This window comes from Leptospira meyeri (assembly GCF_004368965.1).
In the GTDB taxonomy this organism is placed as follows: domain Bacteria; phylum Spirochaetota; class Leptospiria; order Leptospirales; family Leptospiraceae; genus Leptospira_A; species Leptospira_A meyeri.
Map to the genome: position 1 here is coordinate 325,787 of NZ_SORO01000001.1, position 15,543 is coordinate 341,329.

At 38.2% G+C, this 15,543-nt stretch carries 14 protein-coding genes; 7 read left to right on the forward strand and 7 right to left on the reverse strand.

Translation table 11 applies throughout. The features are described 5' to 3' along the window. The first annotated feature begins 3 nt into the window (after window positions 1–3). Entirely contained in the window at window positions 4–258 is a 255-nt protein-coding gene (locus CLV96_RS01585) for a hypothetical protein (RefSeq protein WP_004788631.1), read from the forward strand. A gap of 260 nt (window positions 259–518) precedes the next feature. On the opposite strand, the gene CLV96_RS01590 is transcribed toward CLV96_RS01585, so the two are convergent. Continuing rightward, entirely contained in the window at window positions 519–2,189 is a 1,671-nt protein-coding gene (locus tag CLV96_RS01590; protein ID WP_004788432.1) for an EAL domain-containing response regulator, read from the reverse strand. Window positions 2,190–2,336: 147 nt separating this feature from the next. Here CLV96_RS01590 and CLV96_RS01595 point away from each other — a divergent pair, with 147 nt between their 5' ends. Both CLV96_RS01595 and pepN read left to right on the forward strand, forming a co-directional pair. Next, complete coding sequence (locus CLV96_RS01595) at window positions 2,337–2,606, forward strand: RNA recognition motif domain-containing protein (protein WP_004788998.1); 270 nt, start codon at window positions 2,337–2,339, stop codon at window positions 2,604–2,606. 41 nt (window positions 2,607–2,647) lie between these two features. Then, window positions 2,648–5,221 (forward strand): aminopeptidase N, encoded by a 2,574-nt coding sequence (gene pepN, locus CLV96_RS01600; RefSeq protein ID WP_004788916.1) that lies wholly within the window; start codon window positions 2,648–2,650, stop codon window positions 5,219–5,221. On the opposite strand, the gene CLV96_RS01605 is transcribed toward pepN, so the two are convergent. From CLV96_RS01605 to CLV96_RS01615, 3 genes are read right to left on the reverse strand one after another with little or no spacing between them, the layout of a single operon-like run. Then, window positions 5,218–7,092 (reverse strand): AMP-dependent synthetase/ligase, encoded by a 1,875-nt coding sequence (locus CLV96_RS01605; RefSeq protein WP_004789033.1) that lies wholly within the window; start codon window positions 7,090–7,092, stop codon window positions 5,218–5,220. The genes pepN and CLV96_RS01605 overlap by 4 nt on opposite strands. A gap of 31 nt (window positions 7,093–7,123) precedes the next feature. Next, window positions 7,124–8,602 (reverse strand): hypothetical protein, encoded by a 1,479-nt coding sequence (locus tag CLV96_RS01610; protein WP_004788428.1) that lies wholly within the window; start codon window positions 8,600–8,602, stop codon window positions 7,124–7,126. Continuing rightward, complete coding sequence (locus tag CLV96_RS01615; RefSeq protein WP_004788929.1) at window positions 8,599–8,979, reverse strand: YopX family protein; 381 nt, start codon at window positions 8,977–8,979, stop codon at window positions 8,599–8,601. Before CLV96_RS01615 ends, CLV96_RS01610 begins: the two co-directional genes overlap by 4 nt. Before the next feature lie 95 nt (window positions 8,980–9,074). Between CLV96_RS01615 and CLV96_RS01620 the strand changes: the two genes are divergently transcribed. Continuing rightward, on the forward strand, window positions 9,075–9,848 hold the full coding sequence (locus CLV96_RS01620; RefSeq protein WP_004789248.1) for a ParA family protein: 774 nt from the start codon (window positions 9,075–9,077) through the stop codon (window positions 9,846–9,848). 36 nt (window positions 9,849–9,884) lie between these two features. On the opposite strand, the gene CLV96_RS01625 is transcribed toward CLV96_RS01620, so the two are convergent. Next, complete coding sequence (locus CLV96_RS01625; RefSeq protein ID WP_004788620.1) at window positions 9,885–11,249, reverse strand: cyclic nucleotide-binding domain-containing protein; 1,365 nt, start codon at window positions 11,247–11,249, stop codon at window positions 9,885–9,887. 79 nt (window positions 11,250–11,328) lie between these two features. Between CLV96_RS01625 and CLV96_RS01630 the strand changes: the two genes are divergently transcribed. Further along, entirely contained in the window at window positions 11,329–11,649 is a 321-nt protein-coding gene (locus CLV96_RS01630; protein WP_004788807.1) for a YbaB/EbfC family nucleoid-associated protein, read from the forward strand. Window positions 11,650–11,748: 99 nt separating this feature from the next. Here the strand turns inward: CLV96_RS01630 and CLV96_RS01635 are convergent, their stop codons facing one another. Further along, the gene (locus tag CLV96_RS01635) at window positions 11,749–12,480 is read right to left on the reverse strand and encodes an OmpA family protein (RefSeq protein WP_004788720.1); all 732 of its coding nucleotides are present in this window, start codon (window positions 12,478–12,480) and stop codon (window positions 11,749–11,751) included. A gap of 97 nt (window positions 12,481–12,577) precedes the next feature. After that, window positions 12,578–13,426 carry a flagellin N-terminal helical domain-containing protein gene (locus tag CLV96_RS01640; protein ID WP_004789111.1) on the reverse strand — a complete coding sequence of 283 codons (849 nt, stop codon included), beginning with the start codon at window positions 13,424–13,426 and terminating at the stop codon, window positions 12,578–12,580. Window positions 13,427–13,630: 204 nt separating this feature from the next. On the opposite strand from CLV96_RS01640, the gene CLV96_RS01645 reads away from it, so the two are divergent. Continuing rightward, the gene (locus CLV96_RS01645) at window positions 13,631–14,197 is read left to right on the forward strand and encodes a cob(I)yrinic acid a,c-diamide adenosyltransferase (RefSeq protein WP_004788784.1); all 567 of its coding nucleotides are present in this window, start codon (window positions 13,631–13,633) and stop codon (window positions 14,195–14,197) included. Then, window positions 14,176–15,519 (forward strand): peptide MFS transporter, encoded by a 1,344-nt coding sequence (locus CLV96_RS01650; RefSeq protein WP_004788483.1) that lies wholly within the window; start codon window positions 14,176–14,178, stop codon window positions 15,517–15,519. The genes CLV96_RS01645 and CLV96_RS01650 overlap by 22 nt, the downstream gene beginning before the upstream one ends. Window positions 15,520–15,543: the final 24 nt, after the last annotated feature.

A 15,543-nucleotide genomic window follows, 5' to 3' on the forward strand; every position in this document is an offset into this window, starting at 1 on the left:
GATATGAAACAAACACTCATCTTAGCAACCATCCTTTCCCTTTCCCTCAGTTGCGCTAGTTCGCAAGCAAACGAAGGAGCATCTGAAGAACCAGGCCTTATGGACAAAATCATCGAAAAGGCAAATTCTGAAGAAGGCCAAAAAGCCATCCAAATGGGAAAGGAAAAACTCCAAGACCCGGCTACACAGGAAAAACTGAAAGGTTTGCTCTCTAAGGAAAAAAAGAAAAAAGAAATTCCTGGAGTTCCTACTCAGTAAGCACTCAGATCAAAATTTCATCACCCAACTTGCTCCGAGTTTGGAATGGAAGGGTGATTTCCACTGATTCAAAATGAATTAAATCTTCATTTCCCCTGAGCTTTTTTTTATTTCTTTTAATAAAGTTTTGTCCAGGCAGTCCATAAATACTTTAAATTATTCCAATATAGTGCAACTTCAGTGATTTGAATTTCCTTTTATTTTGATATTGAATGAAAACATAAATCAGCAGAAAAAAGTCGATCGAATTCGGTTTCAACTCATAACTGTAAGTTGGCTTCGGTAGGGATGGTAGGGGATGGTTTCATAAATAAATATCCTTGGGAATACTCAATCCCTAAAGTTTCAATCATATCTTGGATGGCGGGACGATCTACAAACTCAGCCACAACTTTTGCACCAATTCCTCTTGCCAGTTCCACGATCCCTTGTACAAGTAAGTAAGCAGTTTTATTTTCTGGTAAATTTCGAATGAACTGACCATCAATCTTTAAATAATCAGGGTCAAATTCCAATAAACGCGCCAAGTTTGAATATTGGACTCCGAAATCATCGATGGCAATTTGGCAACCAATGGTTTTTAAGTCTCGGATGGTAGAGAGACTATTCCTATTTTCAGAAAAACTTACATCTTCCAAAATTTCAAAAGTGACTCGGTTGGGATCAATTCGATAGTGGGAAAGTCTTGCTTCTACCCATTTGCTAAAACTTTTATATTCTAATTCTGATTCTGTGAGGTTGATGGAAAAATCGAAGGGTTTGTCAGAAAAGTAGTTCATTGATTCATCAATCATTTGTAAGCCAATCATACGAATGCTTCCGGTCACTTTTGCTAATTTTAAGAATACATCGGGAGTGAGAATGGCATCCCTATCTTTGATCCGAGCCAAACATTCAAATTTTCGAATTTGTTTTGTTTGGTTATCAATAATACCTTGAAAGTAGGGTATGATCTGTTTGTTCGTAATAGCTGTTTGAATTTTTTGACTGCGTTGGAAGTTTTGCAAATGATGGTCTGTGGAAAGATCTTCTGTGTATGAAACAAAATCAGACGAACTTTGTGTTTCTGCACGAAACAATGCTAATTTTGCTTTGTAATAACAATCCTCCCTGCCTGAAGCAGAAGAATACCGGCAGTCTAAGTGAAACCCAACGCCATCTAAAATCAAATCGTCTGATTTCAATAAAAGGCGAAAACTTCTAATCTTTTCTACTAACGCTTGTTCGGATAAATTAGAGAGTACTGCGATTTCATCTGAATAGATATGAAAAACCTTTTCTTCATTCTGTAAGTGAACCGAAAGCAGTTGTAACAATTTTCTAAATAATTTTCTGTAAACTTCAATTCCAAAGGTTTTGATGATGTTCGGAAAACTGACAATTTTTATCAGTATCATCGAATGTTCGTTTGCCGGAGACCTTTCTGTTTTTAACTGTTGGACTAAAGATTCGAAATTAGGATATTTTGAATCTCTATGAAAGTAAAGGGTATCGGCGAGTTCTTTGTTTTTTTCTTCAAGGGATTTTTCTTGGAAATAAGCATCAATGGCCTGTTTGATGGTGAGTTCTAAGTCATGTGCATCCCAAGGTTTGGAAAGGTACCGGTAGAGACAACCGTGGTTGAGTGCGTTTCCAATGGCCTGTGCAGGAGCTTGGCCTGTGAGCATAATTTTTTTGGTTCGTGGATGAGTTTCCTGCATCTCGATGAGAAATTCGTCTCCTTTTTGGCCAGGCATCACGTGGTCGCAGATGACGACAGCTAGGTCTGCGGAACTTCCCTCAATTTCTTTCATTATTTCCTTTGCCGTTTCCGCACTTTCCGCAGTTTCAATGGTGAAATTAGATCCAAAGACTTTTTTCAATTGTTCCTTTAGATTCCAAAGGATGAAGAATTCATCATCAATGCATAAGATATAGGGTTTTTCGTTCAAAGGGGTACCTGGAGAAGAGTCTTAAATAATTGTGATCTTTCAGAATATGCAAGAAATATTTGATGTTGACATTTTCTTTCAATTGTATCTAATCATCCCGGTTCCCAAGTCGCTTGGGTGCGTGCAATTGGTTTTACGAGGACAGGAATGATTTCTAAGAAAATTTATGTGGGAAATTTAAAATTTACCCTTAAGGAAGAAAATATACGCCAGATATTCTCCGTTTACGGAGTGATTCAAGATCTGAAAATGATTCATGACAGGGAAACTGGAAATTTTAGAGGGTTTGCTTTCATCACTTATGCCAATCCAGAAGAAGCAGAAGAAGCCGTCACCCAAATGAACGGCCAGCCTGTCGATGGAAGGAACCTGAAAGTGACTTTTGCCGAGGATAAAAGAAAAGAAAAACAGAACTAAAATTCACTTTTCCGGGATGGCCCATCCCGTAAAGAAGGAGGATGACTCCATCCTCCTCTCTCGTCCATAAATTAGAAGATTATAAACCAAGCCCTTGGCTCACTCCCGAAGTTGATCTTCGATTTGAACTGGATCTGAACCAGACAGTTGTCAGAGCCGATTATCAGGTAGTCCTAGCATCGGAATCGATTCAGCCAATATTTTTAAATGGTGAGTCTATAGAATTTTTATCTCTCCGGATTGATGGAGCCATTGTTGATCCGGGTGATTATCAAGTTTCATCGTCTGGAATTTTAATTCCAAACCCACCTAAACCATCCTTTCGTCTGACAATAGAGAACCGGATTTCTCCTGCAGGGAATACATCTTTAGAAGGATTGTACAAATCGGGATCTATGTTGTGCACGCAAAATGAACCTGAAGGTTTTCGTAAAATTGTTTATTCCATCGATCGACCAGATAATATGATGCGTTTTCGTGTTACCATTTCTGGCGAAGTTTCGCTTTTTCCAGTCATGTTATCGAATGGGAATTTGTTAGACGAAAGAGTCATGGGAGGAAAACGAGAAGTCCTCTGGGAAGATCCTTTTCCAAAACCATCTTATTTATTTGCCCTCGTTGCCGGGGAACTAGTGGAAACCAAAGATTTTTTTACCACTCGTTCAGGGCGAAAAATTACTCTAAAGATCTTTGTGGAAAAAGGAAATGAGGAAAAGGTAAGTTTTGCATTTGATTCATTAAAAAAAGCAATGCGATGGGATGAGGACACCTTCGGTTTAGAGTATGACTTGGATTTGTTTATGATTGTCGCTGTAGAAGATTTTAATATGGGGGCAATGGAAAACAAAGGTCTTAATTTATTTAACGCCAAACTCGTGCTTGCTGATAAAAAATCGGCAACTGATGAAAGTTTTGAAGCCATTCTTGCTGTGATTGCCCATGAATACTTTCATAACTGGACGGGAAACCGTGTAACGCTCAGAAATTGGTTTAATCTAACCTTAAAGGAAGGACTTACTGTTTTTCGAGACCAATGGTTTACGGAAGATATGACAGACCCTGCAGTGAAACGGATTAAAGATGTTCTGTTTTTAAAAGAATTTCAGTTTCCGGAAGACCAGGGTCCCATGTCACACCCCATTCTTCCCAAATCTTATAAAGAAATGAATAATTTTTATACTGTTACTGTATATGAAAAAGGAGCGGAAGTCATTCGGTTGGTTTCGGAACTGATAGGGAGAGATAAATTCAAAAAAGGTTTACAACACTATCTGTCAAAATATGACGGACAAGGTGTTACCTTTGAAGAGTTTATTTCCTCTATGGAAGAGGTAACAGGCGGGCCCATTCCTTATTTACGAAATTGGTACCACCGCAGTGGTACTCCTTTACTTTCTGTTAAAGAACATTATGCTAAGGATTCCAATGAATGGATCTTAGATATTACCGATACAGGTTCCGGAGAATATCCGTTAGTTTTTTCAAATTCACTTGCAGTTTTTGATAGAAAAGGAACGATCCTAAAAGAGGAAAAGAGGCTGATGAGTGGTGCACATGACCAAATCCGTTTTTCTGCCTTAGATGAAAATGGAACGAAGCCCATTATCTCTTTATTTCGATCTTTATCTAGTCCAATTCGTTTGGATTACAATCAAACAGAGGAAGAAAAACAAATTTTGGCAAAGGTTGAAACCGATGGGGTCTCTCGTTTTTTTGCGTTTCAAAATTTGATCTTTGATTGGTTTCGAAAGTCTTTAGAATCTGGTTTGGAAGAAAAATTTTCCATTATTTTGGAAACCATTGCGGATTCTTTTGAAAGGAATTGGGATAAAACATATCATAGTTTTTATCTATCTTTTCCTGGCCTAACACAGATTAGTGAAAATATAGGTTGTTACGAATTCCAAAAAATCCAAAAATTAAGAATTTTTGCAATTCAAACCATATCAACGACTTTTTCAAATCAGTTCCAGACCATTTTTGAAGAAAATCGGAAAACCATTCCTGTCCAATCAAAGGAAGAAATTGGTAAAAGGAGATTAAAGAATATTTGTTTGTATTACCTTCTTTACCATCCTTCTAAAAGATTTGAACGTTTAGCTGTGGCGGAACAAAGAGAAGCAAAACATATGAGCGAAGAAGTTTCGGCTATGAAATTTCTTTTAGAAGTTGATTCAATTGAAAAAGATAAGTCAGTTCAATTGTTCTTTGAAAAATGGAAACACGATAATTTGGTTTTGGATGTTTGGTTTGCTGCCCAGGTAGGAACGGGTGAAAATCGTTTAGGAATAGCAAAACAGTTAGAAAATCATCCGCAGTTTAACATTCGTAATCCGAATAAAGTTCGTTCTTTGTATTTTAGTTTAGCAAGGAATCCTTTGACTTTTCATAAAGAAGATGGAAGTGGGTATTCTTTTATCGCGGAACGAATCAAAACTTTAAATGAAATTAACCCTCAGATGGCTGCGGCCCTTACCAAATTATATTCACCAGTTTCTAAACAAAAGGGAGAACTTCCTGAAATTGCCAAAAGGGAATTAGAGACCCTATCATCTCTCCCCAATCTTTCTAAGGAATTGGGAGAGATAGTCGGAACCATACTCACATCTCTTTAAACATACATCGATTTGATCAGGTCTTTGTATTTATCATGGATGACATTCCGTTTCATTTTGAAAAGGTTTGTCAATTCATCACCTACTTCCATGGCCTTTGGTAAAAAACGGAAGTCTGTGAGTTTTTCAAAAGATTTGAATCCATTTTCCGAAGAGATTTGTTTTTTCACGATATTTTGGTAATAAAGACGAATCTCTTTATTTTGGTTTAAGTCTTCACCTTCTTTTGGGTTTAGACCAGCTTCTTTCATACGTTCTTTGTCGGGCCAAATGAGTGCTGTAAGTGATTTTTGGTCCTGGCCAACCACAATCACTTGGTTGATGAGGGCATTTTCTAATAATAAATTTTCGATTGGAACTGGCTCGACGTTTTCTCCACCTAATAGAACAATGGTGTCTTTCACTCGACCTCTGACAGACAAGGTATCATTAAAAGAAATAAAACCTAGATCTCCTGTGTTCATCCACCCGTCTTGGATGGCCTTGGATGTGGCTTCCTCGTTTTTATAATATCCTTTCATTACTTGTGGGCCTTTGATATGAATGATCCCCATTTTTCCTTTGGGGACAGATTCTCCTTGGTCATTCACTACTTTAACAATCGTTCCTTCAGGCCATTTTCCAACAGAACCTTGGACAACATTCCCCACAGACCGAACCGAAATGATCGGAGCACATTCGGTCATTCCGTATCCTTCATATACTGGAATTCCGATGACATTAAAAAATTCATCAACATGAGCGGGTAGTGCTCCACCACCGGAAATTGTTCCTGTTAGGTGGCCTCCTAAAACGTCTCGTATTTTAGAAAACACAAGTCCATCCAATACTTTGGAAAGTAAAAATAAATTTAAAACATAACCAAGGGAAACAGCTGTGTTTTTCGCTCTCTCAAAAGGAGATTCTTCTTTCGTTTGTAGTTTGTTCCCAGCTAGGTAGTCTTGCCCATCTTTGAATTTTTTACAAATATCATAAGCAAAATCAAAAAGTTTACGTTTGTTTTCTGGTGCTTTTTCTAACTTTTGTTTGATGCCTTGATATAAATTTTCCCATAACCTTGGAGCAGAAGCCATAAAACTTGGTTTTATCTTTTGAAAATCATCTCGTAAGTCACGGATATTTGTATAAGCGATGGATGCCCCTTCCGCAATGATTGCATAGTCGATGGCTCGTTCAAAGATATGCCAAACGGGGAGAATGGAAAGTGTTCTATCGGAACTTTTGAGCCCGACTCTTGGTGGAACTTTGACCACATTGTACACCATATTTTGGTGAGTGAGCATAACCCCTTTGGGCATGCCGGTTGTTCCAGAGGTATAGATGATGGTAAAAAGATCGTCTGGTTTTACTTGTTTCGAACGAAGTTCCAAGGAGGGTAAATTTTTCCTCAAAGTTTCACCTTCATTAATGAGCGTTTCCATCGAAACAGCAAGTGTGTCCTTGGAACGAAATCCAGGGTCTAAAATAATTACCTTTTCTACTTTTGTATTGGAAAGAATTGGTTTTAAAGAATCGTATAACTTTTCATGTTCAACAAAACAATACTTACTTTCAGAGTGGCTAAGGATGTATTCAATTTCTTGTGGAGTGGAATCTGAGCCTCTTGGAACATTGATGGCTCCGTTTAACAGAGTGGCGATATCTGCAATCGCCCATTCGGTTCTGTTGTCAGCCATAAGTCCAATCCGATCACCCGGTTGGATACCCATCTGTAAAAGCGAAAGGGCAAGGTTTTCTGCCTTATGAAAGATATCCGAAAATGTACGACTGATAAAGTTTTTTCCCACATCCTTTCCAAAGAACATTTCTTTGGAGCCATAAGCTCTATTGGCATAATAAAAAACATCATTCAGCGTCGTAAAATTTTTCATTGATCGTATCAGTCTCCGTAGGAGCTGAATATCATTGTTTTTTTTGTTTATTCAAGTAATATTTTCTTTTATGAGAAATCCCATTTGGGGATTCAAAAAAACGATCAAAGAGAGGATCAATATTCATTTTTTCGATTAATTCAAAATCGTAGAGCAATGCTTGGTGGGTCCAAAGATTTCCCTCTTGGTCTCGGTTTGTAGCAAAGGAAGCTCTTCCCAATTTATAATACACAACAGGCAAAAATTCTTTTTCTCCACCCAATATTTGTGCTCGTTTTAAGTTTGTATAGGCATCTTCCCATCGGCCAAGGCTTAGTTCACACGATCCACGATAGTAAAAGAGGAAAAACCGAGGATATGCGGTAAGCCGACGGCTATTGAGTTTTTCTAAACTAACTAAACAAGAATTTGGATCTTTATCCATAAATTGTGAATAGGCTAGATTAAGTAAAATTTCAGGACTAATTTCTCCATGTGTTTTTTTATAAATTTCAGATGTTTTTAGATAACTATCTTTTGCTGTTTTGTAATCACCAAGGACATAGAGATAATAATAGGACTTATAAATTAAAACGTCTAGAGAATCGGACTCGCAAGCACGATATGAAAAAAACTCATCAAGAGTTTTAGTAAAAGATGGAAAGTCTCTTTCTGAGTATTCGATGTTAGCAATTTTTTTTAATAAGGCACAAGTGCGAGATGTTCCGTTGGATACCTCTTTTTTGTATTCTCTCAACGACTTTCGGTATGCTCTTAGAGCTTCTTGGTATTTTTGATTGGCTTCCAGTTGGATTGCTTCTCTTTCTTCTTTTTCTCCTACACCTTCACAATAGGATTCTTTGTTCCCTTCATAATAACAAATCCGTTCGCGAAATCCATTTTCATTGGAATCATATTCAACCCGTACCAATTGGCAATTTTTAAAGTACCACCATTCGTCCATTCCACCAAAATCATTTTTATCTTTAGTGATTTCTTTTGGACAACCACTTTGTGCATAATAGGTAAAACTATCTTTTTTCCCATTTTTGGTTTCATCTTCTTCTGTGAGAAACATTTGTCCTTTGGAATCGAAATAATCCCAACGATAAGGAAAAAATTCTTCATCGTTCAAAAAGAAAGATAGTTTTAATAAGGAACTTCCTTCCTTCCAGCCAGAAAAGCAGGAAAAAGATAGTTTCCCACTTAAAAAATTTTGTGCTGGATCTCCATAAAGATCTGTTAGGTGGGAACGGATGTCCTGTTTGAATCTTGGATAGGGGTAATTTGTATGGTATTTGTCTAAATACTTTTGACAGAACCAAAAAATTTCATGATTTAATGATTCTTTGTGTAAAACAATTGGAAGGTCCGTACCAAATCGAAAACTAAAACGTTTGGGGCTATGGTCCGAAATTTCAAATTTCTCTTTTGTGTTTTGAACGGCTTTCCAATATTCCTCTAAGAGACCAGCTCGAAGAGGACTTGAAAATGAAATAAGGGATGTAAGAAGGAAAAAGAAAAATCTCAAGATTTACTTTTTAAATACAAATCATATAGAACAGGATTTTCGTATGGATTTCCCACCTTGCGGATAGAGAAGAGTTGTAGAAGGGGAGGTCCATTTTCCAAATAAAAGGCCCCATGTTCATTGTTATAACGAATCACCCCAGTATGTTGGGTTAGGTTTCCACCTTTGGCAACCGTGTGTTCAATGATGTCTTCTTCAAAAAGATCTTTGTCGTATTTATCTTTGAGGCCTGTGAAACTATTTACAATATAATTATCTTCATTCGAAATTGGTTGTCCAAACTTCAGAAGTTTTCCGTCGAGGGTTAAACTAAAGCCTTTCTGGGTGAATTCTTTTTCTTGTTTGTCCCAAACGCGGAACCGAATCGTAAATGCCATAACTGAACCCAAATTAAGGCAACCGAAGTCCTTTCCAAGGAAAATTCAAAAAAAAATCGATGGTCAATGGGAGAATTCGAAGGATTCTATGCCCCATGAAGGTCATTTCGATATCCAATATCAAAGGGGGGAGTGGAAAGTCTACTACAGCTGCTCACTTAGCATGTGCCCTTGCCAGACGGGGCAAAACTTTGGTCATCGACATGGACATGCAGGGGGATTTGACGGACTTTTGTCTGCCTGACTTGGACCTTGCCCAATTGGATGAATCCAATGTGATGAGTGTTCTCCTTGGAATGAAGAGGATAACCGATTGTATTCGAGAAACTAAAACATTCGATGTGTTGCCATCCACACTTAGTTTAGCAAAACTCACCAAATACAATCCTGATGCAACGAGCCTTTGCCTTCAATTCAAACGAGCATTAGAAGAAGTACGAAACAAATATAAATTTGTGGTCATCGATACACCGGGTTCTGCCAAACATGAACTCACCACTGCCATTTATAATTCAGAACTGATTTTGATTCCGGTGACTCCGAGTAAGTGGACCATCCGAGCTGTAAATTTGCTTCTTGATGAAATTTCGCAAACAGAAACTATCTTTAGCCAAAAGAAAAAAATTGCATTTGTTCCTTCCTGGTTTGGACCTTCTAAAAAACACAGAGACTTGCTGGACAAACTAAAGCAAATCGAAGAAATTCCTTCGCTTTGCGAAATTCCTAAATCAGAAACCATCAAAACGAAAACAGAAAAACAAGAACCGCTAAAAAAAGATAGCAATGCTTGGCATGCCTTTGATGTGTTAGCTGACGAATCCATTGCTCTTGTTGATCCAGAGAATTCGATTCTTTCTATGAAACCTTAATTGGAGACGAGGACGGTTTCAGAGACACAACTAAAGTTATTTAGTTTCTTTTGGATGTGATTTAGAAGATTGGTTTCTTTTTCTTTCTTCAGCAATCCCTTGGATGTGTTTTGCAAAATCTGGGTGATGTTTTAAAATTTCATTAAACCGATCTTTTCCCAAAGTATACACATCACAATAAGATCCCGCTCGAATCGTTGCCGTTCGTAACGAATCATCAATCAAACTCATCTCTCCAAAAAAAGAACCGGAGTTGAGTGTTGCGAGTAATTCGCCAGAATTCTCTTTGATGACTTCTACATGCCCTTTTGATAAAAAGTACATATTGTGCGGAACATCACCTTCTCTAAAGATGACATCACCTTTCATATAGAATGATGGTTTTAGTTCTAATACTACTTCTCTTTTTAGTTCTTCTGGTGCATTTTTGAAAAATGGGACCACAGAAATCAAATGATTATGCAAAAACATGGAAACATCAATTTTTATTCCCGATGGCAGTTGGTTCCAGATTTCGGTTTCATCGATTCCATGTTTGTTTTCCCAAAGATTTACATAGTAGGAACGAATGCGGTTCGCAAGATTAGGTGGTAATTTTTTATATTTAATAAAACTATCAATTGTATTTAACTTTTCTTGGAAAGTGACCCGTGAAATATCTAAATTGGAAAGTAAAGTAGCAATATTACCAATGACATATCCATAAATACCTACACCTAAAATCATCACCCCCATTGTATAAATGGTTTGGCTGTTTGTCACTGGCGTGATGTCCCCATACCCAATGGTTGTGAGTGTCGTCACAGACCAATACAAAGCACGGATGTATCGAGTGGTGATGTCTTTGTCAGGTAAAAAATCCGGTCCTAGGTGGATCCACCCGCAAGCCACCCAATGCGCAAAAAGACTTGTCCAATAAACGAAAAAAATCAACCGAAAGGTCATGGGATTAATGACTTCGACCAGTTTGAAACGGTCATCGGAATCAGCTCCTAATGCCAAAAGACGAAGTGACTTAAAAAGTTCAAATACTCGAACTGATCGGAGGAGTCGTAGAATTTTTAAACTATCGGTAACTCCGAAATACTGGAAAAAAAATCCTCCAAAAAGGTCGAACGGAAAGGCAGATAAAAAATCAATGAGAAACCAAGAGCGTAAATACGTTTTTGTTACTATCTTTCTATTATGAATGAGGAGTCTGTCTTTTAAAATTGCTGTGTTAAAATTTAAGATTACATCAATTCCAAATACAATTTGGATCGCCCTTTCAAAGTAGTTCACACCGGCGGATAGTTTATAATGAAAAACCAAACGAACGGGGACTTCTATGGCAAAGTAGGTTATACAGACAAATACAAATAGATCCCAGATTCGTTTGTATGGGGAATTTGGATGGATCATAGTTTCATTATCGACATGGATAAGTTTTATATTTGCCTTCTTTTTAAGAAAAATAATCCTGAAAGGAAAAGAGGTGATTATGTTCGGTGGAGCGGGCGGAAACAAGTTTGATATGCTCAAACAGATGAAAAAAATGCGATCGCAGGTGAAAACCATGGAAAAGGAACTTGCCGGTCTAAATTTCGTAGGAATTTCAAAAAACAAACTTCTCTCTGTGACTTTGGACGGAAAGTTCCAAATGAAATCCATTCAGATTGAAGATGAACTGCTTGATAAAAAAGATAAGAATCTATTAGAAAAGTCCATTCAAGAAGCTTATACGAAGGCCTTGCTGGATGCCCAAGCTGGAGCCGCAAAACAAATGCAGGCCATGGGTGGATTTCCAGGACTTGGAATGTAAACGATTTCGGAACGGTATAAAAAAAGCCTACATTGCGTATGTAGGCTTTTATGAAAAAAAAAGGGACATTCTGTCCCTTTTTTTTATGTCCAGACTTGATTAGCTTGCGGGAACGATTTCCACTTCCACACGTCGGTTGGATCCATCTTTAGGATCAACACCTTTCAACGGTGTCGAAGAACCAAGTCCTTCTATGGTTCCAATTCGTTTGTTTTCCACCCCGTTGCTAGTGAGTGCATTTTTTGCAGTCACGGCTCGGTCCTTCGAAAGACTGAGGTTGAGATCTTCTGAGCCGGTTTTGTTGGCATGGCCAGAGATATTGATTTTGGTTTCTGGATAAGCCGCAAGTGCTTCGGCCAACTTATCAATATTTTCTTTTCCTTTTCCTTTGAGGTCAGCTTTTCCATCTTCGAAAGCAATCCCTCCATCCATCGTCGCAGTAAGAGCAACTGTTTCTCCACCTCTTTCACTTTTAGTAAGAGTGATTCCTTGTTTTTTCATCTCTTCTGCCATGTTTTCGTACATAGTATTGAGATAAAAACCAGTTCCAAGCCCAGCCAAACAACCCGCACCTAAACCAACAATTTTACCTTTGTTTTGTGGCTTTTTCTTTTCCATTGCCAATGATTCTTTGATTTGTCTTTGGAAATCATTCTTTTTGTTTTTGGTATCTTTTTTACGTTGTGCTTCATCATAAACCGCACCAAGCGCAAGACCAACACCGCAACCAATGGAAGTACTAAGGATGAGTCTTTTTGTATTGTCAGATAATCCACAAGAGATTGTGGAAAGTAATGATAGGGAAAGAATTCCTGAGATGATTTGTTTCAAAGTGATTGTCCTCGCTTACACTCGCTAAGTATAAGGACAAAGTTTGAAGAAATCCTCCTTGTTTGCAAGGAGGATTTCCGTTTCTTTTTCGATCGGATTAGTATCTGTCCGTGAGGAGTTTTACTACGGATTCCGGTCGTAGGTTTGCTTGGGCAAGCATTGCCACTCCTGATTTGGTAAGGATTTGGTTTTTCGAATACTCAACCATTTCCGTGGCCATATCAGCATCCCTTACTTGCGATTCAGAGGAAACAATGTTCACGTAGTTGTTACTCAGTGATTTCAATGTTAAATCCAATCGGTTGTAATAGGCTCCGAGGTCTGATCTTAGACGATTCACCTTGGTGATGGCATCATCCAAAACTTGGAGTGAGTCGGAAGCTTTGTTTGGGGTAGAAAGGGTCAACTTGTTTCCAGCTTGTTTCAGTTTGAGAGAAGAACTTGTCATCGTATTGATATAAAGTTCAATTTTCTCTGAACCATTTGTACCCACTTGTAAAGTCATTGGATTTTTGGAAGAACGAGAAAATCTTCCATCCAATGGTTTGATTTTGTTAAACTCTGCAGAAGTTCCGATTCGTTCCACTTCTTCGACAAGTTGAGATACTTCTAACTGGACAAGTTTCCTGTCTTCGTTCGAATAAATCCCGTTTGACGACTGAACGGAAAGTTCACGTAACCTCTGTAAGATTGAGTTTACTTGGTCTAAAGATCCTTCAGTGACTTGAAGAAACGACATACCATCCTGGGTATTTCGTTCTGCTTGGCTAAGTCCCCGAATTTGTGATCTTAATTTTTCGGACACAGCGAATCCAAGAGAATCATCCCCTGGTCTGTTGATTCGCATACCCGTTGCTAGGTGCTCCATGGACTTGTCCATGTCACGACCGGTATTCGTGAGCGCTCGTTTTGCAACAAGCGCACTGATGTTGTGATTGATAATCATTGTCACACCCTCCTGTGTGTCCATGACCCGCCTGTTTCCCTACATGCGGAGAAAAGTAAAAACCACTGCCCAGGAGTCCGTTTCCATCGGGAAGAGAAGGGGTTGCCTGCCCTTGGTTCTTCCGTGAATTTTGCCTTTCCAGATGATTCTATACCAAAAAACTAAGGTCTGTAAAGAAGATTTAAGGACAAGAGGAGTCAGAAATTGAAAATCTACACCAAATTTGGCGATGGTGGTCAGACCTACCTTGCCTCCGGAATCAAAGTTTCCAAAACAGATCCAAGAGTGGATCTTTATGGAAGTTGTGATGAATTGAATAGTACCCTTGGCCTTGCGTTATCCTTTGCCAAAGACCTTCGTTTAGAGTCGCACTTTCTTGAGTATTTAAAGAGCATTCAAAGTTTTCTTTTTGAAATTGGATCGGAACTTGCAGGATATGTGCCAAGGGATTCAAAAGAGGGAACAGTGGTTCACGCATCTGATGTTGAAAGTTTGGAAAAAGAAATAGATCGTTTGATGGAAGTTCTTCCAGAGATTAAATTTTTTATTCTTCCAGGAGGATCTTCGATGGCAAGTGCTCTCCATATCGCTCGTACGATTTGTAGACGTTTAGAAAGAGACTTACTTGTTTTTATTGAATCTGGAGGAGAAATCCATTCCGATTTACGAATTTATCTTAATCGTCTTTCTGATTATTTATTTGCAGCAGCACGTTTTGTGAATCATGCACTAGGACAAGAGGAAACCATTTGGAAAAGCAGGACCAAATAGAATCACACAAACACCCCAAGGGAATCACTCCACTTTTTCTCACTGAAATGTGGGAAAGGCTCAGTTACTACGGAATGAGGGCCCTCCTGGTTTTGTATTTAGTAAAGTCGCTTGGATTTTCTGATGCAGACGCCGGGGCTGTGTACGCATTTTATACTAGTTTTGTTTATCTAACGCCTGTTCTTGGTGGATATCTAACAGACAGGTTCCTCAGTTATCAATTTTCTATTTATTTAGGAAGTTTTTTAATGTTATGTGGTCATATTTCTTTGGCTTTTTCTGATTTGTCTTTTTTTTATTTTGGTCTTGTTCTGTTAGCTTTAGGAAATGGATTTTTTAAACCCAATATGTCTACCATCTTTGGAAGGTTGTACAATGAAAAGTCTGGTTTACGAGACAGTGGGTTTACCATTTTTTATATGGGAATTAATTTAGGTGGTCTTATCGGTCCTATCATTTGTGGCAGTTTAGGGGAACAAGTGGATTGGCATTTGGGTTTTTTATCCGCAGGTGTTGGTATGGGTATTGGAATGATCGTATTTTATTTTGGAAGTAAACGATTGCCGAATACCATTTGGAAAAAAGGAAACGATCTTTCATTGCCATCTAATGCGGGTTTGTCGGATCATCAAACCAAACCAAAAATTTTACTGATAGTTCTTCTTTCTTTTTTCAGCATATTCTTTTGGATGGCTTTTGAACAAATGGGGTCCTCTCTTAATTTATTTGCTCTTCGTAATACGGATCGGTCTATTTTGGGTGTAGAGATTCCTGCCTCCGTTTTACAATCCATCAATCCTTTGTTTATCCTACTTTTTGGACCTCTTGTTTCGATCCTGTGGACTTCTCTTGCAAAAAAAAACAGGAACCCAAATCCTGTTTTGAAATTTGTACTGAGTTTGGTTTTACTTGGAATTGGATTTCTTGTGATGGTTTTGGCGGCAAAAAATGCGGAAACGGGAATTTCTGTTTCGATTCTTTTTTTGGTATTTGTGTATTTTTGGAATACGTTGAGCGAACTTTGTCTTTCCCCTGTGGGTTTGTCCTTTGTCAGCCAAATGGCTCCGGTTCAATATGCATCCGTTCTTATGGGAATTTGGTTTTTGTCCAATGCCTTTGGGCATTATGCAGCAGGAATTTTATCAGGTTACCAAAACCAATGGGGTAGTATGACCATTTTTTACGGTTTTTTTGTCCTATGTTCTTGGTCGGGTGCTATTTTGTTATACGGAATCTATGTCTGGAGAAAAAAGTCAATCTTGCACCTGTTAGCAGGTAGTGCAAAAAACGAATCCACCTCTTCCGACTTCAATCGGATTTAAATTTCAGAAAGGGATGAACAAAAA

Coding starts and splice junctions, on each gene's coding strand:
- CLV96_RS01585 (WP_004788631.1), top strand. CDS start 4: ATGAAACAAACACTCATCTTAGCAACCATCCTTTCCCTTTCCCTCAGT.
- CLV96_RS01595 (WP_004788998.1), top strand. CDS start 2,337: ATGATTTCTAAGAAAATTTATGTGGGAAATTTAAAATTTACCCTTAAG.
- pepN (WP_004788916.1), top strand. CDS start 2,648: ATGACTCCATCCTCCTCTCTCGTCCATAAATTAGAAGATTATAAACCA.
- CLV96_RS01605 (WP_004789033.1), bottom strand. CDS start 7,092: ATGAAAAATTTTACGACGCTGAATGATGTTTTTTATTATGCCAATAGA.
- CLV96_RS01615 (WP_004788929.1), bottom strand. CDS start 8,979: ATGGCATTTACGATTCGGTTCCGCGTTTGGGACAAACAAGAAAAAGAA.
- CLV96_RS01620 (WP_004789248.1), top strand. CDS start 9,075: ATGAAGGTCATTTCGATATCCAATATCAAAGGGGGGAGTGGAAAGTCT.
- CLV96_RS01625 (WP_004788620.1), bottom strand. CDS start 11,249: ATGATCCATCCAAATTCCCCATACAAACGAATCTGGGATCTATTTGTA.
- CLV96_RS01630 (WP_004788807.1), top strand. CDS start 11,329: ATGTTCGGTGGAGCGGGCGGAAACAAGTTTGATATGCTCAAACAGATG.
- CLV96_RS01640 (WP_004789111.1), bottom strand. CDS start 13,426: ATGATTATCAATCACAACATCAGTGCGCTTGTTGCAAAACGAGCGCTC.